General features: G+C 56.9%; 18 protein-coding genes and 1 pseudogene. 6 read left to right on the forward strand and 13 right to left on the reverse strand.

From position 1 onward, the window contains the following. Positions 1-6: 6 nt before the first annotated feature. Genes GHN86_RS19905 through GHN86_RS19915 form a run of 3 tightly spaced genes read right to left on the reverse strand, consistent with a single transcriptional unit; the run spans position 7 to position 1748 of the window. Positions 7-267 carry a phosphopantetheine-binding protein gene (locus tag GHN86_RS19905; protein WP_153381738.1) on the reverse strand — a complete coding sequence of 87 codons (261 nt, stop codon included), beginning with the start codon at positions 265-267 and terminating at the stop codon, positions 7-9. After that, complete coding sequence (locus GHN86_RS19910; RefSeq protein WP_323369497.1) at positions 212-1033, reverse strand: lysophospholipid acyltransferase family protein; 822 nt, start codon at positions 1031-1033, stop codon at positions 212-214. Before GHN86_RS19910 ends, GHN86_RS19905 begins: the two co-directional genes overlap by 56 nt. Beyond that, positions 1026-1748: a beta-ketoacyl synthase chain length factor gene (locus GHN86_RS19915; protein ID WP_323369998.1), complete on the reverse strand. Its 723-nt coding sequence runs from the start codon at positions 1746-1748 to the stop codon at positions 1026-1028. The genes GHN86_RS19910 and GHN86_RS19915 overlap by 8 nt, the downstream gene beginning before the upstream one ends. A gap of 458 nt (positions 1749-2206) precedes the next feature. On the opposite strand from GHN86_RS19915, the gene GHN86_RS19920 reads away from it, so the two are divergent. Continuing rightward, complete coding sequence (locus GHN86_RS19920) at positions 2207-2980, forward strand: ParA family protein (protein WP_153381731.1); 774 nt, start codon at positions 2207-2209, stop codon at positions 2978-2980. Here the strand turns inward: GHN86_RS19920 and trxC are convergent. Further along, positions 2977-3417: a thioredoxin TrxC gene (gene trxC / locus GHN86_RS19925; RefSeq protein ID WP_153381729.1), complete on the reverse strand. Its 441-nt coding sequence runs from the start codon at positions 3415-3417 to the stop codon at positions 2977-2979. The genes GHN86_RS19920 and trxC overlap by 4 nt on opposite strands. A gap of 233 nt (positions 3418-3650) precedes the next feature. On the opposite strand from trxC, the pseudogene GHN86_RS19930 reads away from it, so the two are divergent. Further along, positions 3651-4053, forward strand: a pseudogene (locus tag GHN86_RS19930) (helix-turn-helix domain-containing protein). Here the strand turns inward: GHN86_RS19930 and GHN86_RS19935 are convergent. The 5 genes from GHN86_RS19935 to GHN86_RS19955 all read right to left on the reverse strand — a co-directional run bounded on the left by GHN86_RS19935 (position 4046) and on the right by GHN86_RS19955 (position 12438). Beyond that, complete coding sequence (locus GHN86_RS19935; protein ID WP_153381725.1) at positions 4046-4321, reverse strand: DUF3077 domain-containing protein; 276 nt, start codon at positions 4319-4321, stop codon at positions 4046-4048. The pseudogene GHN86_RS19930 and the gene GHN86_RS19935 overlap by 8 nt on opposite strands. Positions 4322-4726: 405 nt before the next feature. After that, positions 4727-5476: a hypothetical protein gene (locus GHN86_RS19940; protein ID WP_153381723.1), complete on the reverse strand. Its 750-nt coding sequence runs from the start codon at positions 5474-5476 to the stop codon at positions 4727-4729. A 227-nt stretch (positions 5477-5703) separates the two neighbouring features. Further along, positions 5704-7167 (reverse strand): protein adenylyltransferase SelO, encoded by a 1464-nt coding sequence (selO, locus tag GHN86_RS19945; protein ID WP_153381721.1) that lies wholly within the window; start codon positions 7165-7167, stop codon positions 5704-5706. Positions 7168-7327: 160 nt separating this feature from the next. Then, positions 7328-10660, reverse strand: a complete 3333-nt coding sequence (mscK, locus tag GHN86_RS19950; protein ID WP_153381719.1) for a mechanosensitive channel MscK — start codon at positions 10658-10660, stop codon at positions 7328-7330. Between the two features lie 35 nt (positions 10661-10695). Further along, positions 10696-12438: a potassium/proton antiporter gene (locus GHN86_RS19955; protein ID WP_153381717.1), complete on the reverse strand. Its 1743-nt coding sequence runs from the start codon at positions 12436-12438 to the stop codon at positions 10696-10698. Positions 12439-12729: 291 nt separating this feature from the next. Here GHN86_RS19955 and GHN86_RS19960 point away from each other — a divergent pair, with 291 nt between their 5' ends. Then, positions 12730-13311, forward strand: a complete 582-nt coding sequence (locus tag GHN86_RS19960; RefSeq protein WP_153381715.1) for a hypothetical protein — start codon at positions 12730-12732, stop codon at positions 13309-13311. 71 nt (positions 13312-13382) lie between these two features. Here GHN86_RS19960 and putA read toward each other — a convergent pair whose 3' ends face one another. Then, on the reverse strand, positions 13383-17327 hold the full coding sequence (putA, locus tag GHN86_RS19965) for a trifunctional transcriptional regulator/proline dehydrogenase/L-glutamate gamma-semialdehyde dehydrogenase (protein WP_153381713.1): 3945 nt from the start codon (positions 17325-17327) through the stop codon (positions 13383-13385). 447 nt (positions 17328-17774) lie between these two features. On the opposite strand from putA, the gene putP reads away from it, so the two are divergent. The 3 genes from putP to GHN86_RS19980 all read left to right on the forward strand — a co-directional run bounded on the left by putP (position 17775) and on the right by GHN86_RS19980 (position 20757). Then, positions 17775-19262 (forward strand): sodium/proline symporter PutP, encoded by a 1488-nt coding sequence (putP, locus tag GHN86_RS19970; protein WP_153381711.1) that lies wholly within the window; start codon positions 17775-17777, stop codon positions 19260-19262. A 227-nt stretch (positions 19263-19489) separates the two neighbouring features. Then, complete coding sequence (locus GHN86_RS19975) at positions 19490-19831, forward strand: hypothetical protein (RefSeq protein WP_153381709.1); 342 nt, start codon at positions 19490-19492, stop codon at positions 19829-19831. An 89-nt stretch (positions 19832-19920) separates the two neighbouring features. After that, positions 19921-20757: a 23S rRNA (adenine(2030)-N(6))-methyltransferase RlmJ gene (locus GHN86_RS19980; RefSeq protein ID WP_122785140.1), complete on the forward strand. Its 837-nt coding sequence runs from the start codon at positions 19921-19923 to the stop codon at positions 20755-20757. A 160-nt stretch (positions 20758-20917) separates the two neighbouring features. On the opposite strand, the gene msrA is transcribed toward GHN86_RS19980, so the two are convergent. The 3 genes from msrA to GHN86_RS19995 form a co-directional block, all read right to left on the reverse strand. Further along, positions 20918-21568, reverse strand: coding sequence for a peptide-methionine (S)-S-oxide reductase MsrA (gene msrA, locus GHN86_RS19985; RefSeq protein ID WP_153381707.1), 651 nt, complete (start codon positions 21566-21568; stop codon positions 20918-20920). 67 nt (positions 21569-21635) lie between these two features. Then, positions 21636-24317, reverse strand: a complete 2682-nt coding sequence (locus GHN86_RS19990; RefSeq protein ID WP_153387182.1) for a GGDEF and EAL domain-containing protein — start codon at positions 24315-24317, stop codon at positions 21636-21638. A 414-nt stretch (positions 24318-24731) separates the two neighbouring features. Beyond that, a partial coding sequence (locus GHN86_RS19995; protein WP_194286456.1) for a 2-oxo acid dehydrogenase subunit E2 occupies positions 24732-25698 on the reverse strand: 967 nt, incomplete at its 5' end.

The raw sequence follows: 25698 nt of genomic DNA on the forward strand, positions 1-25698 counted from the left end.
TCGGTCTCAGGCTGCCTGTTTGGCCGTGACGAAAGCCGCAAGGCTGGCCACGTTGGAAAAGTGATTGCGGGTGTCTTTGGCGTCGGCATCTATTTTGATGCCGTAGGTTTTCTGGATGGCGAGGCCCAGTTCCAGCGCGTCGACCGAGTCCAGCCCCAAGCCTTCACCAAACAGGGTTTGTTGGTCATCAATGTCGCTGACGCTGATGTCTTCAAGGCCCAGGGCGTCGATGATCAGTTGTTTGATTTGCGTGTTCAGATCGCTCATCTGTGGCGAGCTCCTTAATAAAGTAGTCATGCACGAAGTCATTGAGCAGGCGCGAGGCTTTGGGTGGCGGGCCCAGCGCAGTAAAGGTGTTTGGGTCTATATCGGCGCCGACACGAAAACTGAAGTGCACGCGACGATCGGGAATGCGATACCAGGGTTCGGCCTTGGTCAGCGTGGTAGGGCTGACTTTGATGATCACCGGGGTGAGGATCTTCGCACCCCGCAGGGCAATCGAGGCCGCGCCGCGATGAAAGGCAGGCGGGTGCCCCGGTTGCGTGCGGGTGCCTTCGGGGAAAATGATCAGTGTCTGGCCTTCGCGCAGAGCATTTGCCGCGGTGTCGAGCATGTCGACGCTGCCGTCATTGCTGATGTATTGCGTGGCACGCACCGGGCTGCGGGTGAAGGGGTTTTGCCACAGGCTCTGTTTGACAACGCAATTGGCGTTGCGCACCAGACCGATCAAAAACACCACGTCGATTAGCGACGGGTGGTTGGCGATGATCATCTGCCCGGGGCGCCCCAGTCGCTCAGCGCCTTGCACTTCATAGGTGAGCACGCCCATGCGCGCCATGCTGCGAATGAACAGCCAGAATAAGCGGCTGACCGTGGCGCGGGCACGTTCGCGCTGGCGAATGGCGTCACCCGGCAAGCAGCCCAGCACCGGGAAAACGATGAGCCGCAGGCACAGTCCGCCAAAGCCGAACAGCGCAAAGCTCAGCCCGGTGGCGATCAGGCGCCAGTAGTAAGCGTCGCGTCGATTACTCACCGCTACGTTGCCAGTTCCAGACGCGGTGTTTCCAGGTGTGCTGGAAGCAGGTTTGCTCATCGAGCAAATGACGCACCAGCTGCAACGCGTGAGGCCACGGAGTTTTGACGGTATCGCCCGAGTGTCGATCCAGTGACAGTTGCCATTGCGAGCCAGGCGTCAGGAGCAGGCCGACGGCGTAAGGGAAGGGCACATCATCGACCCAGTGGGCATACGCGTGGGGCGGCTGTTCTTCGGTGATCACCAGCAACACCGCGGGCGCGCCTTCGTTGAGCAGGGCGCAAGCCTCGATCAGACCGTGCTCCAGGCCATCTCCCGCCGCAGCGAGGGCGGTCTTTTCGCTGGTTTCGCCGCGCATGATCGACCATAGGCCGATCACCGCGTTATGCACCGAAAGGCTGAATTGGGTAGGGGACAAGGGCTGGTCGGTGGCCAGATCGCTGAGGATGTCGAACGTACGCGGTGTTTCGCCGTGACGGGAAATAAACACCAACGGCAGCGCTGCATGGCCTTCTGCAAGCGGCCAGCCGACGCTAAACGCCATGCGCGCCAACCTGCTGAGGCGCCGCCGCTGCATGGCCGGTAAAAATGACACATCAGGCGCGCTGTCGCTGGCAGCGAGCACGCGGGGTTGCTGGCTCCAGGCCTGCCAAGCGGCCACGCTTTCGAGGCCCGGGGCCCAGGCGTGCCATGCGGCAATATTAAACGTAATCACTGGAGTGTTATCCCGCCCTTGCGGGCTTACATGATGTGGCGGTAGGCAGCGATCTATGCTCTTTACGAAATGTATCTGCGCTCGGTTATGCGGCGTTGAAAACAGGCTCGGAATGCTCATTAACAACACGTTAACTCCGCTTCCTCGCCTGTTTTCGCCTTGCCTAACCTTCGCTCGAAAACATCTCGTACAGACCCTGGGCGACACCTTTAAAAGTGCCGGCATTATCCCGGTGCGGTTGGTTCGTAGCAAACATCCCGTTACCGTTCAATGCTGATTATTAAACAAGTCTGAACGCAATAGCTGTCATTTTGCCAGTATTGAATTGCCGGGTAGCCCTTATGACTTGCAAAAAGACGATATGTTCTCTGGAGACGTAGTTCATTTCGGTGCAAGGTAGCGAAGCTTCACAAATGACATCTACACTCGGGCACTTATTGATACACGGAGGTCTTGAAATGCGGCGCGTGGTGTTCAATCAAAAAGGCGGTGTGGGCAAGTCCAGCATCGCCTGCAATTTGGCTGCCGTCAGTGCCAGTGAGGGGTATCGGACCCTCTTGGTAGACCTGGACGCCCAGGCCAATTCCACCCAATACCTCACCGGGCTGACCGGCGACGAGATTCCGATGGGGATTGCCGATTTCTTTAAACACAGCCTGTCGGCGAGTGTTGGTTCCAAGAAGAATCGGGTCGATATTTACGAAACACCCTACGAAAACTTACACATCATCACGGCCACCGCCGAGTTGGCTGATTTGCAGCCCAAGCTTGAGGCCAAGCACAAGATCAACAAGCTGCGTAAGTTGCTGGATGAACTGGCAGAAGATTACGACCGGATATATGTCGATACACCGCCCGCACTGAATTTTTATGCGGTATCGGCGTTGATTGCCTGCGATCGTGTATTGATTCCCTTTGATTGCGACAGTTTTTCGCGCCAAGCGCTGTATGGCCTGCTGGCTGAAATCGAAGAACTTAAAGAAGATCACAACGAGCACTTGCTGGTTGAGGGCATTGTGGTGAACCAGTTCCAGTCGCGGGCCAGCTTGCCGCAGCAAATGCTGGACGAACTGATCAGTGAAGGGTTGCCCGTCTTGCCGCTGTACCTCAGCAGCTCAGTAAAAATGCGCGAGTCACACCAAGCCAGTAAGCCGCTGGTGTATTTCGACCCGCGGCACAAACTGACGCAACAATTTGTTGAGTTGCACGACTACCTGGATCAGAACGCTTAAGCCCGCACCCCGTGGCTTTGCAGCCATGCCTTGAGTTGCTGCAAGGGGAAGGCTCCACTTTGGCGAGCGATTTCCTTGCCGTTTTTGAACAGAATCAAACTGGGGATTGAGCGAATCCCCAGTTGGGTCGCCAATTGTTGATTGGCTTCACTGTCCAGCTTGGCCAGCCGGCATGTGCCGAGCAACTGGCTGGCGGCTTGCTCAAACACCGGTGCAAATGCCTTGCACGGCCCACACCACTCGGCCCACACGTCCAGCAACAGCGGCAGGTCGCCCTTGATTTGACTGGCATAGTCGGTTTGGCGCAGGTCAAACGGCTTGGCCAGCAACACCTCATTTTTGCAGCGCCCGCATTTGGGGTGGTCACCCACGCGCTCGGCAGGAATGCGGTTCAGGCCGTTGCAGTGGGGGCAGGGAATCAGCAGCGGTTCGGTCATGGGGGCACTCCATCAAAGCGGGTTCTGTATGGCGTGCAGTTCAGCAGATCATTGCCCAACCTGCCACTGATGCGTGACGCATCTGCTCATACACGGCTGGCGCTCAGGTCAATCGCCGTGGTCAGGCTGTTAAGTCGGCATCTGAAGCACCTAGGTCATGTAGTAAATATCGCGGATTGCGATATTCAGACCCGGGGTCTAACCTGCAAGGGGCAAATGGAAGGAATAACCCCATGAATGCACAGATCGAACACGCTATACAGCACTGGCCTTTTGTAGCGCCCCTGCTACGCAAGCCCAAAAGCGAGGCGGATTACGACGCGTTGGTCGTCGTCCTTGATGAACTGACCGACCTGATGGGCGATGATGAAAACCATCCACTAATGGGGCTGGTAGACATTATTGGCGACTGGGTCGAAGCCTATGACCTTGAGCATCATCCGATGCCCAAGGCCAGTGGTGTCGATGTTCTGCGTTCAGTGATGCAAGAGCACGGCCTGACCCAAAGTGATCTGCCGGGGTGTGGGTACACAGTCGGTGGTGTCCGAAATTCTCAGCGGTAAACGCCAGCTCAACGTACGGCAAATTCGCTGGCTGGCCGATTACTTCAACGTGCCAGTGGATATGTTTATTTAACGCTTTGAGCCTGCACCACGCTGTCCAGCGTGGCATCGATCAACCCCTTACTCATTTCAACCAATTGCAGGCTGGCGAAGGTCAAGCTGTGGCTGGTTTGAGGGGAGGCGAGCTGGCTTTCTGCGCTCAACACCGCTGCGCTGCCGAGTAACTGCGCGGTTAGCTCAAGCGCAAGCTTGATCGGGATGCCGGGATTTACGCTGAACAAGGGTTCGCCTGTAAAGCTTTGGCCGAAAGGTGTTGGGTTTTGTAGGGTTAGATCGGGCATTGGAAAACTCCGCTATGAAGTAGACGAACGAATTTTTAGACCATGCGTTCCACTATGAAGAGCCCGACCGTCAAACCGGATCACGAATGTGTCGTGACGTTGGCGAGGATAGGGGCTGACTGCGTGAGGGTCAATCAGAGGATGTTCCGGCGGGGCATGAAGATCACAAGCGTTAGTTTTTTGAAAAAACATCTTTATTAAACGAAAAACCTACGCGTTGGTTGTTGCTCGTTCGACATTGCCATTAGGTTAATGGCGCTGCGGGTATGTGCTCGTAAGTATAAGCCTGAGAGTTTTCGGCCGGTCCCGCTGTTATGTAAACAACAAGGCCAATTCAATACAGGTATTGAATTGGCCATGTATGAGATTCCTGAGAGGGATGCTCAATCAATGATAATTAAGTGCTTACAAACAGACAATCATCTCGACATTATCAAGCCCGAAAGCATTAGACGCTTGAAACTTCAAGGTGATCTCATTGGTTGTGTGGTCGGAGGAGATAGGTAATGCAAGTTCTTTTGCGCCAACCGTTGTGAACAGTGGATACGATATACCCTGCAAGCTGACCGTCACGGAGCCATAGAGATCCGAAATTGTGAAGTTGACTTTAACGATGTCGCCTTTCACCAGTGGTCGATCTAACGTGACTAACTGTTTGACATGGCCGACCCTGGCCACATTAGCTTTGCCGTTTGTAAATGTTGTGATGCCACCCGTTGTCCAGTGTTCACCTGGGGAGCCCGGGTTTGAGAAAGTACCATTTTTAATAACATCTTTAGGTGTGCACGATTTATTTTCCAGCTCGAGTGACACGTTGTCCAAAGTAAAGGCATTGGTGGCCTGGAATTTCAATGTTAAAACATTGGTTGTCATGTCCTCGGTGAGTGTAATTGCAATATCGTGATCATCTTCTTTCTCGATCGCAGGGTATGAGCCCCCCGTCACACTAACAGTCACTTGGCTGCCATACATGGCTTTCACTTTGAATTTGATTCTGACTGCGTCCCCTTTTTTTAGCGGGGCTTCTAATGTGATCGCTTGTTTAATATGACCAATATTAGCAACGTTTGCAACATTGCCATCAAAGGAAGTTGTTTGAAAAGTCCAGTGATCACCGCGAGACGAGAAATCACCATTGAGTACTAAGTTTGGCATTGTTGTATGTTCTGTTTGATAGTGGGTTGTGGGTATGGCTAAATGCTTTGAAGCAAAATAAGCACAATATCCAGTAGCGTCTACTATCAGTTCTAACAGGGGCGTCGAATTTGTTTGGCTGGTCTGGCTTTAGTTTGATTATTAATTGCCTGGGAAGAGGGTTGGCGTTAGCAATAAAGCCAGCGAAGTTTGTTCATTTACAGCGCTGGCATACAGGGACGGGAAGGTCAGGAAGAACAACTGATCTCTAAATGCTTGCCCCACTCCGGCGGGCGTTCGGCATAAGTTTCCATACCCGGTTGTTCGGTAAATGGCCGGGTCAGCACATCATGCAAGCGTTGCACTTCGCTGTAGTCCCCTGCTTCAGCGGCATCAATGGCTTTTTGCGCCAGGTAGTTACGCAGGATGTACAGCGGGTTGACCGCGTGCATGCGCTCGCGTCGCAGGTTTTCGTCGCTGATCCCTTCACGTTCAACGCGCGCGACATACTGCGCCGCCCACTCATCGAAGCCCTTGAGGTCGACGAACTCGTCACGCAACCGCGCCACGGCTTTCGCTGCAGGTTTCTCACCCAATCGGCGGAAGAACAGGGTGTAGTCGATGCTGCTGCCTTGCATGCGTTGCAACAAGGTTTCGATCAAATGTTGATCACCGTCTTCGGCGGTGGTCAGGCCTAAACGACGGCGCATCAGGTCAAGGTAATGGGCCTGATACATCGGCAGGAACAGGCTAAGGGTTTCGCGCAAGGCCTCTACGCTGATAAACGGGGTGAGTGCCTGCGCCAGTGCGCTGAGGTTCCATTGACCAATCGGGACTTGATTGCTGAATGAATAGCGACCCTCGTGATCAGAGTGGTTGCAGATGAAGTTGGCGTCGAAATCATCCAGAAAGGCGAACGGGCCGAAATCGAAGGTGATGCCCAGAATCGACATGTTGTCGGTGTTCATGACCCCGTGACAAAAGCCGTAGGCCTGCCATTTGGCGATCAGTTCAGCGTTGCGCTCGACCACTTCGCGAAACATCGCCAGATACGGTTCCGGCTGTTCCAGACATTCGGGAAAGTGCAGGGCCAAGACGTGTTCACCCAACCGCTTTTGCTGTTCGGGTTGCTTGGTGTAGTAAAAGTATTCGAAATGCCCGAAACGAATATGGCTCGGCGCCAGACGCAGCACCATGGCGGCGCGCTCTTGTTTTTCTCGCCACACGGGGGTGTCTGAACCGATCACGCACAAGGCGCGGCTGCTGGGGATGCCCAGCGCGTGCAAGGCTTCGGACGCCAGGAATTCGCGAATAGAGGAACGCAGTACCGCGCGGCCATCGCCCATGCGCGAGTAAGGGGTCATGCCGGCCCCTTTGAGGTGCAAGTCCCAGTGCTCACCGGCGTCGTTATACACCTCGCCCAGCAACAAGCCTCGGCCATCGCCCAGGCGCGGGTTGTATGAACCGAACTGATGGCCCGAATAAACCATGGCGCGGGGTTCGGCGTCGGCCCACAGGGTGTGGCCGCCAAACAGCTGAGCGAAAACCGGGTCATGCGTCACGGCGGGGTCGAGATCGAGCAGGCCCAGGGCGGCGGTGCTGGCCACCACGACGCGCGGTGCATCGATCGGCTCAGGCAGCACATGCGTCGAGAACGCGTCGCCCAAACGGGCGAAGCGGTTATCGAAGGTCAGTTCGTTCAGCGTTTTCAAGGTGGAGCTCCAGCATGGGGGGCAACAGCTTGCGTAGCAGCTGCCGAAGGCTGCGTCCGGCGGCGCAGCCGTCGTACATTCAGACGCCTCAGTGAGTCCGTTGAATCCGGCACTCAGGGTTTACGATCGCTGCGCAATCGGACGTCGCCTTCGGCAACTGCTACGTCGGGTTAGGCTTATCCAGCGTCAGCTTTTGAGCCGGTACTTCCGGCCCGACAGGCACCAGCTTGTATTCCTGGCCCTGAAGGTTTTTAAGGTACACCTCCATCTGCTGGAAAGAGATGTTGATGTTGTGGTTTTTGAATTCGCGGTTGATAAAGCGGTTCACTTCGTCAATGACCGGGTTACGGTCGCCCAGATCACGCACGTGCATGCGCAGTTCGTGGTCCAGTGTGCTTTGGCCGAAGCTGAGGAAGAATACATGCGGCTCAGGGTCTTTGAGGACGCGGGGGTTTTCTTGCGCGGCCTTGAGCAGCAGCTGTTTGACCAGATCCAGATCGGAACCATAATCGACCCCCAGCTTCAGGGTGACGCGGGTAATGGTGTCGGTCAGCGACCAGTTGATCAGTTGCCCGGTAATGAAGGTTTTATTCGGGACGATAATGTCTTTGCGGTCGAAGTCGGTGATGGTGGTCGCACGGATGCGGATCTTGCTGACCGTGCCCGACAGGTTGCCGATGGTGATGGTGTCGCCGATACGCACCGGGCGCTCAAACAGGATCATGATGCCGGAGATGAAGTTGGCGAAGATCTCTTGCATGCCGAAGCCCAATCCTACCGACAGCGCGGCCACCAGCCATTGCAACTTGTCCCAGCTCACGCCCAGGGTCGAGAGTGTGGACACAAAGCCTATGCCGATGATCACGTAGGTCAGCAGGGTCGTGGTGGCGTAGGCGCTGCCTTGGCCCAGATCAAGCCGTGACAGCACCAGCACTTCCAGCAGGCCGGGCAAGTTGCGCGCCAGCGCGATGCTGATGCCGATTATGACCAGCGCACCGATCACGTCGCCGATGCTGATGGGCACCATGCTCATGTTGGCGCCGGTGCCGCTGGTGTATTCGTACAAGGTGATGTTGTCGAGGTAGGAAAATACTGAAATCAGATCAGCCCACACCCAATACAGCACAGCGATAAAACCTGCGAGCAAGGCCAGACGAATCAGGCGCAGTGATTGCTGGTTCACCTGTTCAATGTCCAGTGTCGGTTCTTCGAGCACGACGTCGTTGCCTTCGCCGGCTTCTTTGGCTGCCTGACGTTTGGCCAGTGCGCGCTGATAGGCCAGACGCCGTGCGGCCACGGCCAGACCGCGCACAAATGCGGCTTCAACCACCAGCCAGAACATCAGCAAGTAGAGGGTGTTGATCAAGCGATCACTGAGTTTGAGCGCGGTGTAGTAGTAGCCAAAACACACGGCGACAAACAAGGCGAGCGGCAGCAGGGCAAACAGGAAGCCCAGGGTTTTACGCACGCGATAGGCTTTTTTGTCGGTCTGGTCGTTGAGCAGCAGGCGAAACAGCAGCCAGCTCATGGCCGCATAGCAGCTCAGCACAACGAGGATGCCCAGCACGTCATCAGCCAACGCTGCGGGCTGTTGTTCGGCAAAGGCGACGACAGCTACCAGCGCGAGGACGACAAATCCGAGTTTGCGAATCCATTTTTGTAGAAACTCGACCAGCGGCTTTTCCCAGCGAAAATGCAGCTCGGCCACGCCACCCGGCGCCAGAATCCGATAGATCGTGTAGAACACCAGCCAGGCTTGCGCCATTTGAATCAGGGCAGCGCCGGCGTTGGCATTCATGCCGCGGGCGTCGCTTTGTAAAGCGTACCCGCAAAGGGCCAGCGCCAGTGCAATCGGCATGGCCAGCAGGATATTGATCAGGATCGCCAGCGGCGTATGCCATTGGCTGTCACGCTTGAAATGGCCAATGTCCTGATGGATTTCATTCAATTTGCCGTACAGGTATTTGCGCTTCCACAGCAGGGCGACAATCAACAGCACCAGCGGCAAAAACAACAGCGGGCGTTGGCGCAAACCATCAGCCAGTTCGCTGAAACTGGAGGTCCATGGAAGGGTGACGACCTGCTGTTTCAGTTGACGGGGCGCGCCTTCGAGCCACTCCAGGTCCAGCGGTTTATTGCTGGGAATCCAGAACATTTGCTCGTCGAGCGTGGCCCGCAGGCTTTGCGCGGTGCTGAGCAGTTGTTTCTGGTTGAGCTGAAGGGTGATCGATTCGTTGAGCAGTGAGCTGAGTTCGCGGTTCAGGCGGTCCAGCAGGTCGCTGCGGGTATTGACCAGATCTATCAGTGTTTTACGCAGTTGCGGGGTGACCTGATCGGCGGGCTGGGTTTTGAGCAGGTTATCGACGTAGCCGGTCGGGTTGCTGATCAACTCGCGCTGCTGGTTGATTTCGAACTGGTACAGGCGAATGTCTGCAATCTCGTCTGCCAGGTTTTTGTCCATTTTCTGTAAACGCGGCAGGGCTTGCTTCTGTTTATAAAGAATCTTGGACAGCAGCAAACTGCCCTTGAGCACACTGATTTGCTCGTCCAGCGCCTGATCGCTCTGGGTCACGTTATCCAGTTGCTGCTTGGTTTCGAGGTTTTGCTGCGTGACTTCGTTGAGGCGGTCAGTACTGCGCAACAAATAGTCAGAAAGCTTCAGGTTGATCGCGCTTTCGGTAGCCAGCAGGCTGCTGCTGCCTGATTTCTGAGCTTCGATGGATTGCTCGGTCACCGTTTGTTGCGATTGAGCCAGCCGCTTCTGATTGATCAGGGTTTGCAGGTCCTGAATTTCCTGGTCCTGACGTGTGGTTTTTTCCAGCAGCAGGTCGTGTTGGCTGCCACTCAAGTCTTGCAGTTGGCTGTTACCTGCCAGTTCCTGACGACGCAAGGCGATGAGTGCGTTCAGTGCGGCGATTTCGGCAGTGAGCTGATTGCGTTGATCGGCATTCAGCAATTTGCCATTGTCGCGGCCAGATTTGAGGATGTTGTTGATCTGCTGAATGCGTGTCTGGCTGGTGCTGATTTCGGCTTGCGCCCGCTCCGGGCGAGTCTGGGCGGCAATGCTTTGGCTGTTGGCAATGGCCAGGGCTTTTTGCAGTTCACCTTGTTGCGTCGTGCGATCAGCCAGCATTTGCTCCAGTTGCGCAACGGACAGGTCTTTGTAGCGTTGGGCGACTGGCACGGCGGGGCTGGCTTTAAGGCGGGCCAGTTCGCGCTGGTTTTCTGCGGTCTGGTCAGGCGCCGTGGCCAGTTGCTGCTTGATATCGGTCAGGCGCTGCTCGTAGTCGGCTTTGTCGCCCAGCAGCGTGAGGGTCTGCTGCAACACGCCTTGCAAGGCTTTTTGGTCGGCTTCTGGCAGTTTTCGATCGGCAATTTTGTCGAGGCTTTGCTGCACCGATTCGGGCGACGGGGGCTCGGCGGCCTGGAGTGTGCCAACAGAAAGGCTCAGGCCGAGCCATGCGGTAACGACTAACGTGCGCAGTAGTGACATAGGTACCGATCAGACAAGCGTAGGAAAATTGGAGTTTAGAGGAACAACCCGGGACCCGGTGCACTTCCTTCGGGGAATCTGACGCCCACTTTGCCTATCTTGTTCCCGTCCATGACCGCAACGGTCCAGATGGTGTTGTTCCATTCCACCTGGTCGCCGACCACCGGAGCGCCGCCCACTTTTTGTGCAATGAAGCGACTGAGTGGCAAATCAGGGTCAATGCCGTCGAGCTGTAAACCATACAAGGCAGCGACCGCGCCCAGCCGGGCGTCACCTTCCAGGACGAAGTCGCCGAAGAAGCGCAGATCGAGGCCGCGAGTAGGGGGCTGGCTGAACAGTTTGCCGAGGGCCGGCAAGTTGTGTTCGTGGCCGATTACGCAGAGCAAATCGCCAACGTCGAGGGTGGTACTACCCGACGGGTGGAGCAGTTTTTGGTCGCGAAACAGGGCGGCGATGCGGGTGCCATCGGGCATTTTAAGTTCCCGCAGAGCAGCCCCGACGCACCAATTTTGTGCGTCCAGACGGTAAACAAACAGTTCCCACTCGCTGGTTGGGTGAACTTCGAGGGCTGCACGAGACACCGGTGCCAAATCGGGTGGCACGGTGACTTTGAGCAGCTTGGCCACCCACGGCAGGCTGGTGCCTTGCACCAGCAGGGATACCAGCACAATAAAGAACGCCAGGTTGAAATACAGCTGTGCGTTGGGCAAACCGGCCATCAACGGGAAGACCGCCAGAATGATCGGTACGGCACCACGCAGCCCTACCCAGGAGATAAATACTTTTTCGCGACCGTGAAAGGCCTTGAACGGCAGCAGGCCGACGAACACCGACAGGGGCCGGGCGAACAGAATCATCCACAGCGCCAGGGCCAGAGCGGGAATCGCGATGGGGAGCAAGTCATGGGGGGTGACCAGCAGGCCCAAGACCAGAAACATGCCGATCTGGGCCAGCCAGGCCATGCCGTCAAGCATATGCAAAATGCCGTGGCGGCTGCGAATTGGACTGTTGCCGATCACCAGGCCGCACAGGTAGACCGCCAGGAAGCCGCTGCCGTGCAGGGCGTTGGTCAGGGCAAAGACTGCCAGCCCGCCTGCAATGACCAGAATCGGGTACAGACCGTTGGCCAGGTGGATGCGGTTAACCATTTGCAGCAACAGCCAGCCACCGGCCAGACCGACTGCGGCGCCGATACCGAATTCTCGCAGCAAGTTAAGCAGCAGGCTGGCATGCAGGGTGGTTTCGCCGCTGGCAAGCATGTCGATCAGGGTGACAGTGAGAAACACGGCCATTGGGTCGTTGCTGCCGGATTCAATCTCCAGGCTGGCTGAAACCCGTTCGTTCAGGCCTTTGCCGCCCAGCAGCGAGAACACGGCGGCAGCGTCGGTTGAACCGACGATCGCGCCGATCAACAGGCCTTGAATCAGGTTGAGGTTGAACAACCAGGCGGCCATCAAGCCGGTCAGGCCGGTGGTAATCATCACCCCGACCGTGGCCAGTGACAACGCCGGCCATAACGCCACGCGAAAGCTCGACACCCGTGTGCGCAAGCCGCCGTCGAGCAGGATCACCGCCAGAGCGAGGTTGCCGACCAGATACGCGGTGGGATAGTTGTTGAAAATGATCCCGCCGCCATCGACGCCTGCGGCCATGCCCACCGCCAGAATGATGACCAGAATCGGGATGCCCAGACGTGAGGACAGTGAACTGACGAGAATGCTTGCACCTACCAGCAACGCGCCGATCAAGAACAGGCTGTTGATGGTCGTTGCATTCAAAGGCAGTACTCCAGAAGACTGAAAAGACAGGGCGTAGACGGCCTATGCAGTCTACGTGCCAGCGATTCTAACCTGCGCGATTGGCCAGCTGTCAAAAAGGTTTTCAAGATATGAACTTGCGTGGGTGCAGCCGTTTTTCACTCACATTGAATGGTTTGCACCTACTGGCTCGCAAAGTAATCGCAGAGGGTCTGAGGCTTTTTCTTACAAGAGAGACAGACCGAGACTGCATTATTTTGGCCCGGCAAATTGTATCTCTATGTCACATTTCTATTAGCCAATGGATGAATCATGAAACCTACCTCTTTGATCAGAGATCCGGTGTCTGATGTAAATAGACTATTGGGTCTGGGTCCAAGCGAGCTGTATGTCGTTTCTGTCACCAAATTTGTTGTGTTGTATCTGCTGACGGGCGGTGGGTACATCGTCTATTGGTCATACCGCAACTGGGCAACCTACAAAGAACGAGTCGGGGCGGACATCTTCCCGCTTGTACGGGCTGTGCTATGGCCGTTTTTTATTCTTGAGCTGTTCGACAAAATTCAGAACGGTCTGGATCTGGCCGGCAAACCGTGCCGGTGGCACCCTGAACCCAGAGCGCTTCTGATTATGTTGATGGTCATGATCTCGACCCTGTTTGCGATGTTTTTTGATGATCCGCAAGACGCTGGAGTGGTGTTTATTGCCAATGCAGTGCTGATCACAGTGAGTGTTTTTTTGTTTGTCGGCGCCCAGCGCGCCATCAATCTTTTGGCAAACGACCGCCTGGGAGGCAGTAATTGCAACTTCAATGTGGGCAATGTCTTCTGGGCGTTAGCCGGGGCTGTGTCAGTGGCACTTCTGGCGCTTTATGTGTTGGTCTACACAGGATAATTGCCCGGATGTGGCGCATAAAAAAACCGGGCACTTTTCAGGTGCCCGGTTCTTGATGTTTCAGCCTGCTGTCAACCGATGGTCATCAAGCTGGCGTTGCCACCTGCTGCTGCGGTGTTAACACTCAGCGCGCGCTCAATCACCAGACGTTCCAGTGCAATAGACGTTTCACCCTGGGACAGACCTTGTACACCGACAATAGCGCCTGCGCGTTTGGCCACTTTCTGGCACACGTCACGCAGTTGATCGCAATCGCCGTGGTGCAGGACAGCGTCAAAGATCACATCGTCTTGAGTCCAGTCTGCAACCCGTTTGATGCGTGCTTGCACTTCTTTAGGCAGGCGCGCTACCACGGTTTGGCTCAGCTCATTGTCCGGCAGTACCGCCGAGCTGCCCACGGCCAGTACAGCCGCCAGTTGGGTGAGCAGGTCGCTCTCGACTTCAGCCAGGCACAACACGTGTTCGCGCGGCAGGATGGCGTAGCTGTTGCGTTCGCCGGTAGGGCCGTTGAGCAGGCGAGTGATGCCGCTTTGCGAGTGGGCGGCATACTCGTCGCACAACTCGGCCAGCGCTGCTTGCTGATTGTTGTTGGCCCAGTCTTGCAGCGCCTTCAACGGTTTGCTCAGAGCTTCGCGAGCTTGAGTGTCAGGCACGGTCACCGCATCGACTTTGGCGAATGATTGCTCAATCGCGTTAGCGGGACGGGTCGACAACAGGCGGAACAAGTACAGCGGGCCACCGGCTTTAGGGCCTGTGCCCGACAAGCCTTCGCCGCCGAACGGCTGCACGCCGACCACGGCACCGACGATGTTGCGGTTAACGTAGACGTTACCGGCATTGACGTTGTTGACCACTTTGGCAATGGTTTCGTCGATGCGGGTGTGCACGCCCAGCGTCAGGCCGTAACCCGAGGCGTTGATCTGTGCGATCAACTGGTCAATGTCTTTGCGCTTGTAGCGCACCACGTGTAGCACCGGGCCGAAAATTTCGCGTTCCAGCTCGTCGAAGCTTTCCAGTTCAATCAGGGTCGGCATGACGAAGGTGCCGCGTTTGCACTCTTCAATGTCGGCGATAGCCATTTGGTAGACGCTACGGCCTTTGCTGCGCATGCCCTGAATGTGTTGCTCGATACCGGCTTTGGCTTCGGCGTCGATCACCGGGCCGATGTCCACGTTTAACCGCTCCGGATTGCCCATGCGCGATTCGGCCATTGCTCCTTTGAGCATCTCAATGACGCGATCTGCTGAATCTTCCTGCAAGCACAGTACCCGCAAGGCCGAACAACGCTGGCCGGCACTGTCGAATGCCGAAGACACGACGTCGATGACCACTTGTTCAGTCAGCGCCGAGGAGTCGACGATCATTGCGTTTTGGCCGCCGGTTTCGGCGATCAGCGGGATTGGGCGACCTTGTGCATCCAGACGGCCCGCGATATTACGTTGCAGCAAGCGCGCGACTTCGGTGGAACCCGTGAACATCACACCTTTGACGCGATCATCGCCCACCAGGCGTGCGCCCACGGTTTCGCCACGACCCGGCAGCAATTGCAGCACCCCTTCAGGAATACCGGCTTCGAGCAGGATGCGTACCGCTTGAGCCGCCACCAGTGGCGTTTGCTCTGCGGGTTTGGCCAATACCGGGTTACCGGCAGCCAGCGCAGCAGCGACCTGGCCGCTGAAAATCGCCAGCGGGAAGTTCCACGGGCTGATGCACACCACCGGGCCCAGTGGGCGGTGGGCGTCATTGGTCAGGTCGTTGCGCGCCTGCACGGCGTAGTAGCGCAGGAAGTCGACGGCTTCCCGGACTTCTGCAATGGCGTTGGCGTAGGTCTTGCCCGCTTCACGTGCCAGCAGGCCCATGAGTGGTTGAATTTCGCCTTCCATCAGGTCAGCCGCGCGCTCCAGAATCGCCGCACGTTCGGCCGGTGGCGTGGCTTGCCAGATGGGGGCGACGTTGAGTGCGCACTGGATCGCGTTATCGGCATCTTCAACCGTGGCTTCTTGTACATGGCCGACCACGTCACGCAGGTCGGACGGGTTGAGCACCGGCGCAGGCGTTTCGCTGCTGGAGGCGCAGCCCAGCATCGGTGCTGCTTTCCAGTTGTTATGGGCCGTGGCCAGCAGGGCACAGGACAACGACGCCAAGCGATGTTCGTTGGACATGTCGATACCGCTGGAGTTGGCGCGTTCGCTGCCGTACAGATCGCGGGGTAATGGAATGCGCGGGTGGGGCAGGCCGAAACCGCCTTCTTGCGCCGCCATGTGCTCGATCTGTGAGATCGGGTCGGCGACCAGCTCTTGAATCGAAATGGTGTGGTCAGCGATGCGGTTCACAAACGAAGTATTCGCGCCGTTTTCCAGCAAGCGACGCACCAGATACGCCAGCAGCGTTTCGTGAGTGCCAACAGGTGCGTACACGCGGCACGGACGGTTCAGCTTGCCTTCGGCCAACTTGCCGACAACTTGCTCGTACAATGGCTCGCCCATGCCGTGCAGGCATTGGAATTCGTACTGGCCGGGGTAGTAGTTCTGACCGGCAATATGATAAATCGCCGACAACGTTTGGGCGTTGTGGGTGGCGAACTGCGGGTAAATCGCTTCGGGCACAGCCAGCAATTTCTTCGCGCAAGCGAGGTAGGACACGTCGGTGTACACCTTGCGGGTGTAGACCGGGTAGCCTTCCAGGCCTTCAACCTGAGCGCGTTTGATTTCGCTGTCCCAGTACGCGCCTTTTACCAGGCGGATCATCAAGCGGTGACGGCTGCGGCGTGCGAGGTCAATTACGTAATCGATCACGTACGGGCAACGCTTCTGATACGCCTGAATGACGAATCCGATACCGTTCCAGCCCGCCAGTTGCGGTTCGAAGCACAGGCGTTCCAGCAGATCGAGGGAGATTTCGAGGCGATCAGCTTCTTCGGCGTCAATGTTCAGGCCGATGTCATATTGCTTGGCCAGCACGGTGAGTGACAGCAGGCGCGGGTACAGCTCGTCCATCACGCGCTCGTACTGGGCACGGCTGTAACGAGGGTGCAGGGCCGACAATTTGATCGAGATGCCCGGGCCTTCATAAATGCCACGGCCGTTGGACGCTTTGCCAATCGAGTGGATGGCTTGCTCGTAGGAGGCCAGGTATTTCTGAGCGTCATGCTCGGTCAGTGCCGCTTCGCCGAGCATGTCGTAGGAGTAACGGAAGCCTTTGGCTTCAAAGCGCGTGGCGTTGGCCAAGGCTTCACCGATGGTTTCGCCGGTGACGAACTGTTCGCCCATCAGGCGCATGGCCATGTCGACACCCTTGCGGATCATCGGTTCGCCGCTTTTACCGATAATGCGGCTGAGCGAAGAGGTCAGGCCCGCTTCGTTGTGGGTCGACACCAGTTTGCCGGTCAGCAGCAGGCCCCAGGTCGCGGCGTTAACAAACAGCGACGGGCTGTTGCCCAAATGCGGGTGCCAGTTGCCGGTGCTGATCTTGTCGCGGATCAATGCGTCGCGCGTGCCTTTGTCTGGGATGCGCAGCAGCGCTTCGGCCAGGCACATCAGGGCCACACCTTCCTGGGACGACAGGGAGAATTCTTGCAACAAGCCTTGAACGATTCCGGCGCGACCACCGGCGCTCTTCTGATTGCGCAGTTTTTCGGCAATCGAGGCGGCGAGGGCTTGAGTAGCAGCAGCCATCGGCGCAGGCAGACGAGCCTGTTCGATGAGCATAGGGACGACTTCAGGCTCCGGGCGGCGATAGGCCGAGGTGATGGCCGCGCGCAGGACGGACTGCGGCAGAATGCTTTCGGCGAACTCCAGGAAGCACTGATGCGCGTGATCGGTGGGGGCTTCGTCAGCGTCATCGCCAGGCACGCCGCTTAACTCGGTCAGGGTTGCACCACCCTCGAGTTTTTCCAGGTAATTGAAAATTGCCTGTTTGATCAGCCAGTGAGGCGTGCGATCAATCGAGGTCGCGGCGGCCTTGAGGCGCTCGCGGGTTGGGTCATCAAGTTTGACCCCAAGGGTGGTGGTAGCCATATTTTTATCCTCATGGGTGCCGCAGTTGCGCGGCAGCAGCTGGCGGCAAGATTAGCGCTGCGCAGAGAGAGGTGCAACCTAGTGCAACCCGTTTTTTCTGCGCTTCGTCAGGATTTTTTCCCACCGACAAATTCCGTGCACAACCTTGGTGCTTATGGTTCGGTCTTGTGGGTTTCTTGCTCCTAAAAGGCGCAAAACCCCTGAATTGAGACGAAAAGGCGACAAGGTGCAACTTGCCCGACAAAAACTGGTTGCACCTTATTTGCTTTGTTGCATAGCATTCGCAGCCAAGGTGCAACCGCTTTAATGCTGATGTACCAACTGATGGTTTTCCTGGGGGAACGTCAGTCATAAATGCAGGGCTTTGTTCATCGTCTCAAACAGGACGTTTGTGAGCGTTCAACCAGACCGCTGCTAACCATAAAAACAATGCCAGGGCTTAATGTAATGAGTGTGAGTAACCCAACCCTGATCACGTTTGTGATCTATATCGCGGCAATGGTCCTCATCGGCCTTATGGCCTATCGCTCCACCAACAACCTTTCTGACTACATTTTGGGTGGCCGTAGCCTGGGCAGCGTTGTGACTGCACTGTCCGCTGGCGCCTCCGACATGAGCGGCTGGCTGCTGATGGGTTTGCCCGGTGCCATTTACATGTCCGGGCTGTCCGAGAGCTGGATCGCCATCGGTCTGGTGGCCGGTGCCTATTTGAACTGGCTGTTTGTGGCTGGTCGTCTGCGCGTACAAACCGAGCACAACGGCGACGCCTTGACGCTGCCAGACTATTTCTCCAGTCGTTTTGAAGATCACAGCGGGCTGCTGCGCATTATTTCGGCCATCGTGATCCTGGTGTTCTTCACCATCTACTGCGCCTCTGGCATCGTGGCCGGTGCCCGTCTGTTCGAAAGCACGTTCGGTATGCCATACGGCACTGCATTGTGGGCCGGTGCTGCTGCGACCATTGCTTACACCTTTATTGGCGGTTTCCTGGCAGTAAGCTGGACTGACACGGTGCAAGCCACACTGATGATTTTTGCGCTGATCCTCACGCCAATCATCGTGCTGCTGGCGACTGGCGGTGTGGACACCACATTCCTGGCTATCGAAGCGCAAGACCCTAGCAACTTCGACATGCTTAAAGGCACCACCTTTATCGGCATCATCTCGCTGATGGGCTGGGGGTTGGGCTACTTCGGTCAGCCGCATATCCTTGCCCGCTTCATGGCGGCGGATTCGGTCAAGTCGATTGCCAAGGCGCGTCGCATCTCCATGACCTGGATGATCCTGTGTCTGGCCGGTACGGTTGGGGTGGGTTTCTTCGGTATTGCCTACTTCTCGACACACCCGGAGCTGGCTGGCCCTGTGACTGAAAACCCTGAGCGGGTGTTCATCGAACTGGCCAAGTTGCTGTTCAATCCGTGGATTGCCGGGGTGCTGCTGTCAGCTATTCTCGCGGCGGTGATGAGCACCTTGAGCTGTCAGTTGCTGGTCTGCTCCAGCGCCCTGACTGAAGACTTTTACAAAGCATTCCTGCGCAAAAATGCCTCCCAGCTCGAGTTGGTGTGGGTTGGCCGAATCATGGTGCTGGTAGTGGCTTTGATCGCTATCGCCATGGCCGCTAACCCTGAAAACCGCGTGCTGGGTCTGGTGAGCTACGCGTGGGCAGGCTTCGGTGCTGCATTCGGCCCGGTGGTACTGATCTCTGTACTGTGGAAAGGCATGACACGTCAGGGCGCGCTGGCCGGTATTCTGGTCGGTGCAATCACCGTGATCGTGTGGAAGCACTTTGCCTTGTTCGGTCTGTACGAAATCATTCCGGGCTTTATCTTCGCCAGCTTGGCCATTTGGCTGGTCAGCGCTATGGGCCAAGGCCCGAGCAAGAAGATGGTCGAGCGTTTCGACGCTGCCGAGAAAGACTTCCAGCAAAACAGCTAATTGGCTGAGCTCCGGCTCGCTAAGTAGCTCATAAAAACGGCCCGCTTCCTTATGGATGCGGGCCGTTTTTGTGTGTGCTTCGCCTGACGCCGTAGGCTTTCTCAGTGCTCATTGCATGAACATACGGGGTGTTACCGTGGAAAGTTCTGAGCGTGCTTTTGAGCGTTAAAGGGCGGCTAGCCTTACGTCAGCGTTCGCTTTCGGACGCCCTATCAAGGAGCTTTTCTATGGGTGGTAAAACTATAAAAGGAGAGATCTCGCTTCGTGAGATTCCTTTCCAGTTCCAAAGCCAATACGTCTGGACCATACAGCTCACTGGCGTGAAAGCCGATGGCAGCACCAAGCAACTGGGCTTGATCAGTGAGCCTACCGAGATCAAAGAGCCCTGGGCTTTTATGTTTCATATCGACGATCATTTAGTGGCGGGTGAGATCCAGATGTACGGCCTTCGCGTTGAAGTGTTAGATGGTCAGGTATTAATCGCAGATGCGGATCACCGTTTTCCGGTCGACCGCCACGGCGACGCTCCTACGGTACAACAGCTGGTTTTGCTGCCTCAGTACATTTGATCAAGAGCGCCGTTTAGCGCCGCCTCAGGCTTAACGCCTGACGCGGCTCGCTGTGCAGGGTAAACTTCGCCCCCTGCGCAGGAGCAATCATGAACTATCGTCACGCCTTCCACGCCGGCAACCACGCCGACGTATTCAAACATATCGTCTTGACCCGACTGATCGCCTTGATGTCGCGTAAAGAACAGCCTTTTGCCTATCTGGATACCCATGCCGGAATTGGTTTGTACGACCTCAAGGGCGATCAGGCGAATCGAACCGGCGAGTATCTTGAAGGCATCGCCCGTCTGTGGGATCAGAAAAACCTGCCCGCGATAACCGCGGACTATATGCAGGTGCTGCACAAAATGAACCCGGACGGCGAGTTGCGCTATTACCCCGGCTCCCCTGAGTGGGCGCGTCGTTTGACCCGTTCTCAAGACCGCATTCTATTGAACGAGAAGCACCCGGAAGACGGTGTGATGCTCAAAGACAATATGAAAGGCGATCGCCGCGTCGCCGTGCATCTAGGTGAAGGCTGGCATGTGCCGAGGGCCTTGCTGCCGGTCGCGGAAAAACGTGCGCTGATGCTGATCGACCCACCGTTTGAAAAGCTGGACGAGATGAAACGCTGCGCTGAATCCTTGAAAGATGCGATCAGCCGTATGCGTCAGACCGTGGTAGCGATTTGGTATCCGATAAAAGATAAACGCCAATTGCGTCGCTTCTATCAGGATTTGGCAGGTTCAGGCGCGCCGAAACTGCTACAGGTCGAGTTGTTCGTACACCCGCTGGATACTCCGAACAGTCTTAATGGCTCGGGCTTGGCGATTGCCAATCCACCGTGGGGTCTTGAAGAAGAGTTGCGCGAGCTGATGCCGTGGTTGGCCAAAAAGCTGGGGCAAACCCAGGGTGGCTGGCAGATGGAATGGTTGATCGCGGAATAAGCCGCAATGGGTCTCGTAGCGGCTGCCGCAGGCTGCGTTCGGCGGCGCAGCCGTCGCAAAATCCGAAAGCACGGTGTTTAAGAGCCACCGAGCTGTCTGATTTAACGATTGCTTCGCAACCGGACGCAGCCTGCGGCAGCTGCTACGGAGATCGTTTTCGTCAAATAGGGCAGGTCACGCCGGTGCCGCCAATGCCGCAATAACCCTGCGGATTTTTCGCCAGGTATTGCTGGTGGTAGGCCTCGGCAAAATACACGGTCGGAGCTTGTTCGATTTCGGTGGTGATTTGTCCCAGACCGGCCTTGTCCAGCTCAGCCTGGTAAGCCGCTTTGCTGGCCAGCGCTTCATCCAGTTGCTCTGGGGTGGTGCAGTAGATCACCGAGCGGTATTGGCTGCCGATGTCGTTGCCCTGACGCATGCCTTGCGTCGGGTTGTGCAGCTCCCAGAACATTTTCAGAAGATCGCCGTAGCTGACCTTGTCCTGATCGTAGACCACCAAGACCACTTCGGTATGGCCGGTCAGCCCCGAGCAAACTTCTTCATAGGTCGGATTTGGCGTGTAGCCCCCCGCATACCCTACGACCGTGCTGACGACGCCTTCGCGTTCCCAGAATTTGCGTTCTGCACCCCAGAAACAGCCCAGGCCAAAAATCGCAAAACCGACGTTGCCCAAAAATGGCCCCAGCAGCGGGGTGTCTTTGAATACGTAGTGGTATTCAGGCAGTTGCATGGGGGTTTCGCGGCCCGGCAGGGCTTGTTCTTGAGTAGGTAGCACGTTTTTATTCACCAGTATTTCCGAGCGCAAGACCATGTTTCGAGTCCTCTCAGTCAGATAGTCATAAGTCAGACCCGCAGTGTGCCCGAGTGTTACCGCGCTGTCAGGCCAAAGGGCCACGTGGGTAGCGTTTGAGTTTTTCCATCAGTTCGTCGCCGGGGATAGGGCGGTCGAACAGATAGCCTTGACCCACATCGCACCGATGGCGACGCAGAAAAGCGAGCTGTGCGGCGGTTTCGATCCCTTCAGCGACCACTTTGAGCTTGAGGTTGTGGGCCATGGCGATCACGGCGGAGGTGATTTCCATGTCGTTCTGGTTGTCGGGAATGTCTTTGACGAAGCTGCGGTCAATTTTGATGACGTCGATCGGGAATTTTTTCAGGTAACTCAGCGAGGAATAGCCGGTGCCAAAATCGTCCATCGCCAGGGTCAGGCCCATCTCTTTCAATTGATCGAGCTGCAAGCGCGTGTCATCGGTGGCTTCGAGCAGCAGGCCTTCAGTCAGTTCGAGTTCCAGCAAGCCCGCAGGCAGTTGTTCTTCCTTGAGGATGCTGGCAATGGAGGCCACGAGATCGGGGTCGGAGAACTGCTTGGGCGACAGATTGATCGCCACTTGCAAGTTGCCCAGGCCGCTGTCGCTCAGGTGCTTGCTCATTCGGCAGGCCTGGCGTGCCACCCATTTGCCAATCGGAATAATCAACCCGGTTTCTTCCGCCACGCTGATGAATTGGTCCGGGCGAATCATGCCTTTTTCAGGGTGGTTCCAGCGCAGCAAGGCTTCCATGCCGAGCAAACGCCCGGATCGCAGGCACAGCTTGGGTTGATAGAACACCTCGAGTTCGTTTTGGGTGAGGGCGCGGCGCAGGTTGTTCTCGACGAAAAGTTTGTAGCTGGCTTCGGCGTTCAGGGCCTCGGTGAAGACTTGTACCTGATGTTTGCCGTTGGCTTTGGCTTTGTGCAGGGCCAGCCCGGCGTTGCGCATCAGTGTTTGCGGATCGAGCCCGTGCAAAGGCGCACAGGCAACGCCGACTGAACCGGTCACGCTGATGAGCTGGTTATCGACAAACATGGGTTTGTCCAGGGTCATCAGCAGTTGGTTGGCGGTGTGCTGGCCGGCTTCAACTGCGGTGTCGTCAAGGAGTATGGCAAATTCGTTACTGGCGAAACGCGCCAGAATGTCTGCGGGGCTAAGGGTATTGCGCAGGCGTCGGGCCAGACTGATCAGCAGTTTGTCGCCCGTTTGATGGCCGAGGCTGTCATTGATGCGCTTGAAGTTGTCGATATCGACCAGTAGCAGGCAAATAGGGGCGGTGCTGGTGCGGGCAAAGCGCTCATCAAGGGTACGGATAAACGCAGGGCGATTGCCCAGACTGGTCAGGTTGTCGGTATAGGCCAAACGTTCAATGCGCTGATGCGCCCGTTTGGACTCGGTGATGTCTTCGTAAATGCCGATGTAGTGGGTCAGTTCCCGGTTGTCACCGTAAACCTTGGAGATCGACATTTGGCCCCAATAGGGTTCGAGATTTTTGCGTCGGCTTTTGAACTCGCCTTGCCAGCTATTGCCTTTGCTCAGGCTCGAATGCGCATCGAACAAGAGGTCGCTGAGGTTCTCCAGCGCGGGCAGCTCGCTCAATTTTTGGCCCTGGACTTCGTCTGAGCTGTACTGGGTAATGGCGGTAAAGCTGGGGTTGACGTATTCCACCACGCCTTCGCAGTTGACCAGCAAGAAGGCGTTGGCGCTTTGTTCGACAGCCCGCTGAAACAGGTGCAGGGCGCTGGTGGCGGTGCGCCGGTTGTGGTTGTTGATGACTTGCGCAAACTGGTCGGCCAACTCACCGGCAAAGGCTATTTCATCCGATTGCCACACCCGGCTTTTGCCGATTTGCTCAAGGCACAGCACCCCCACGACCTGTCCGTCGATGCGGATGCTGGCGTCCAGCATGGCATTGGTGTCGTGGTGGCTCTGGGTGGCGATGAGTTCGCGGGTGCGCGGGTCGCGGTTGGCGTTGTGTGCGTCGATTGAACGGCTGGTATGCAGAGCTTCGAGATAGTCCGGGAAATGGCTGATGTCGAGTGACTCGAGCAGCACATAACTTTGGCTTTCACGCTGGAAGGCTGAAACGGGGTGTAAGTAGTTGCCTTCAAGGTTCCACAGGCTCGCGCCATCAACCTGATAAATGTCGCAGGCGCTACGGGTGATCAGTTCGGCCGCCTCTTGCAGCGAATTGTGCTGGCTGTAGCGGTGACGGGCGAGCAGCAGAATCAAATCCTGTTGGGCGCGTACGCGCTCCAGGTGCTGGAGTTGTTCTTGCTGAGCCCGCTGGTTGAGCTCCAGCGCCATATGCAGTCGGCTGTTCTGGGGTTCTGGCTCGGTCAGGGCAAAAGAGGGTGGGTTTTCAAGCACCAGCAGGTAGCCGCGCAGCAAGTGACGATTATGGTGTTTGTAGGTTTCGCCCGCTTCCATAACCTTCAGTGGGCCTTGTTGCGTGTGCAAAGTGTAATGCACGACGTAGTGAGGCTCGTTAGTGAGTTGTCGGGTAATGGACTCATGCAAGTGATGGCGGGCCTTGGGCTCCATCAAGCTGGCGTAGGGCGAGCTAACCAGCGTACACAGATCACTCGCTGAAGCGCCGAAATGGCGCTCGCAGTTGGGGTCGAGATAAAGCAGTGCCCAACTGGCGTCATTAAGCCGCTCGAAACGCAGCATACCGAGCCGCGAAGGCACGGGTAGCTGGGTCACGACCTCGGATGCCATGCGCACGGCAGCATCGGGTTGGCTTTTCATTGAACACTCGCTTCACAAATGCTGATGGCGCACGGGCGGCTGCCCTGATCCTGCGGTCTGCGGCAAGGTTGCATCAAGCTCACGGCGCTGACAAGTGAACAAGAAGGCTAAGTGCTATTGAAGGCTATCGGCAGGGGTTTGGGATTCTGGAGTTTGTTTGTACCTTGACCCTCACCCCAGCCCTCTCCCGGAGGGAGAGGGGGCTAAAAAACAGTCCCCTCTCCCAAAGCGAGAGAGGGCTTAGGAACACCACCAATCAGTCCCCTCTCCCTCTGGGAGAGGGTTAGGGTGAGGGGCTTTGCGTAAATCGCAGGCAAAAAAAGCCCCGCCAAAAGAGCGGGGTTGAGGTACGAGCGTGGCGCTCGGAAAACAGTGCGCAGCCCCGGCCTTCGGTGAAGAAGGCCGGGACGTGGCTTACAGCAAGATGGTGCGGATGTCGCCCAGCAACTGGCTCAGACGCTGGGTGAAGCGTGCCGCCGCAGCGCCGTTGATCACACGGTGATCGTAGGACAGCGACAAAGGCAGCATCAGTTTGGGCTGGAAGGCTTTGCCATCCCAGACCGGCTGAATAGTTGCCTTGGAAACACCCAGAATCGCCACTTCAGGCGCGTTGACGATCGGCGTGAAGCCGGTGCCGCCAATGTGGCCGAGGCTGGAAATAGTGAAGCAGGCGCCTTGCATGTCGTCTGCGGTGAGCTTTTTGTCACGGGCTTTGGCAGCCAGTGCCGCCGCTTCCGCTGCCAGCTGCAACAGGCTCTTCTGATCAACGTTCTTGATCACAGGCACCAGCAGGCCATCCGGCGTGTCTACGGCGAAGCCGATGTTCACGTACTTCTTGCGGATGATCGCTTTGCCGCTTGGCGCCAGCGAGCTGTTGAAGTCCGGCATTTCCTTGAGCAGGTGCGCGCAGGACTTGAGCAGCAGAGGCAGTACAGTCAGTTTCACACCGGCTTTTTCGGCGACGGCTTTCTGCGCGACGCGGAAGGCTTCCAGCTCAGTGATGTCAGCCTGGTCGAACTGAGTCACGTGCGGGATGTTCAGCCAGCTGCGATGCAGGCTCGACGCGCCAATTTGCATCAGGCGAGTCATGGCCACTTCTTCCACTTCACCGAAGCGGCTGAAGTCGACGGTCGGAATCGGCGGGATGCCCGCACCACCGGTTGCGCCAGCTGCTGGCGCTTCCTTGGCCTTCTGCATCATGGTTTTGACGTACGCTTGCACGTCTTCCTTGATGACACGCCCGTGCGGGCCGGTTGGCGACACGGCGCTCAGCTCGACACCGAATTCGCGGGCCAGTTGACGCACGGCAGGGCCAGCATGAACCTTGCCGCCTTTTGGCGCAGGGGCTGCGGCCGAGGCAGGAGCCGCCTCGGCTTTGGCG

The organism is Pseudomonas helleri (genome assembly GCF_009600315.1).
Taxonomy (GTDB): Bacteria; Pseudomonadota; Gammaproteobacteria; order Pseudomonadales; family Pseudomonadaceae; genus Aquipseudomonas; species Aquipseudomonas helleri_A.

What these genes read in the sequence shown, in the direction of transcription:
- GHN86_RS19905 (WP_153381738.1), bottom strand. Translation starts at nt 267, where the DNA reads ATGAGCGATCTGAACACGCAAATCAAACAACTGATCATCGACGCCCTG.
- GHN86_RS19920 (WP_153381731.1), top strand. Translation starts at nt 2,207, where the DNA reads ATGCGGCGCGTGGTGTTCAATCAAAAAGGCGGTGTGGGCAAGTCCAGC.
- trxC (WP_153381729.1), bottom strand. Translation starts at nt 3,417, where the DNA reads ATGACCGAACCGCTGCTGATTCCCTGCCCCCACTGCAACGGCCTGAAC.
- GHN86_RS19935 (WP_153381725.1), bottom strand. Translation starts at nt 4,321, where the DNA reads ATGCCCGATCTAACCCTACAAAACCCAACACCTTTCGGCCAAAGCTTT.
- GHN86_RS19940 (WP_153381723.1), bottom strand. Translation starts at nt 5,476, where the DNA reads ATGCCAAACTTAGTACTCAATGGTGATTTCTCGTCTCGCGGTGATCAC.
- mscK (WP_153381719.1), bottom strand. Translation starts at nt 10,660, where the DNA reads ATGTCACTACTGCGCACGTTAGTCGTTACCGCATGGCTCGGCCTGAGC.
- GHN86_RS19960 (WP_153381715.1), top strand. Translation starts at nt 12,730, where the DNA reads ATGAAACCTACCTCTTTGATCAGAGATCCGGTGTCTGATGTAAATAGA.
- putA (WP_153381713.1), bottom strand. Translation starts at nt 17,327, where the DNA reads ATGGCTACCACCACCCTTGGGGTCAAACTTGATGACCCAACCCGCGAG.
- putP (WP_153381711.1), top strand. Translation starts at nt 17,775, where the DNA reads ATGAGTGTGAGTAACCCAACCCTGATCACGTTTGTGATCTATATCGCG.
- GHN86_RS19975 (WP_153381709.1), top strand. Translation starts at nt 19,490, where the DNA reads ATGGGTGGTAAAACTATAAAAGGAGAGATCTCGCTTCGTGAGATTCCT.
- GHN86_RS19980 (WP_122785140.1), top strand. Translation starts at nt 19,921, where the DNA reads ATGAACTATCGTCACGCCTTCCACGCCGGCAACCACGCCGACGTATTC.
- msrA (WP_153381707.1), bottom strand. Translation starts at nt 21,568, where the DNA reads ATGGTCTTGCGCTCGGAAATACTGGTGAATAAAAACGTGCTACCTACT.
- GHN86_RS19990 (WP_153387182.1), bottom strand. Translation starts at nt 24,317, where the DNA reads ATGAAAAGCCAACCCGATGCTGCCGTGCGCATGGCATCCGAGGTCGTG.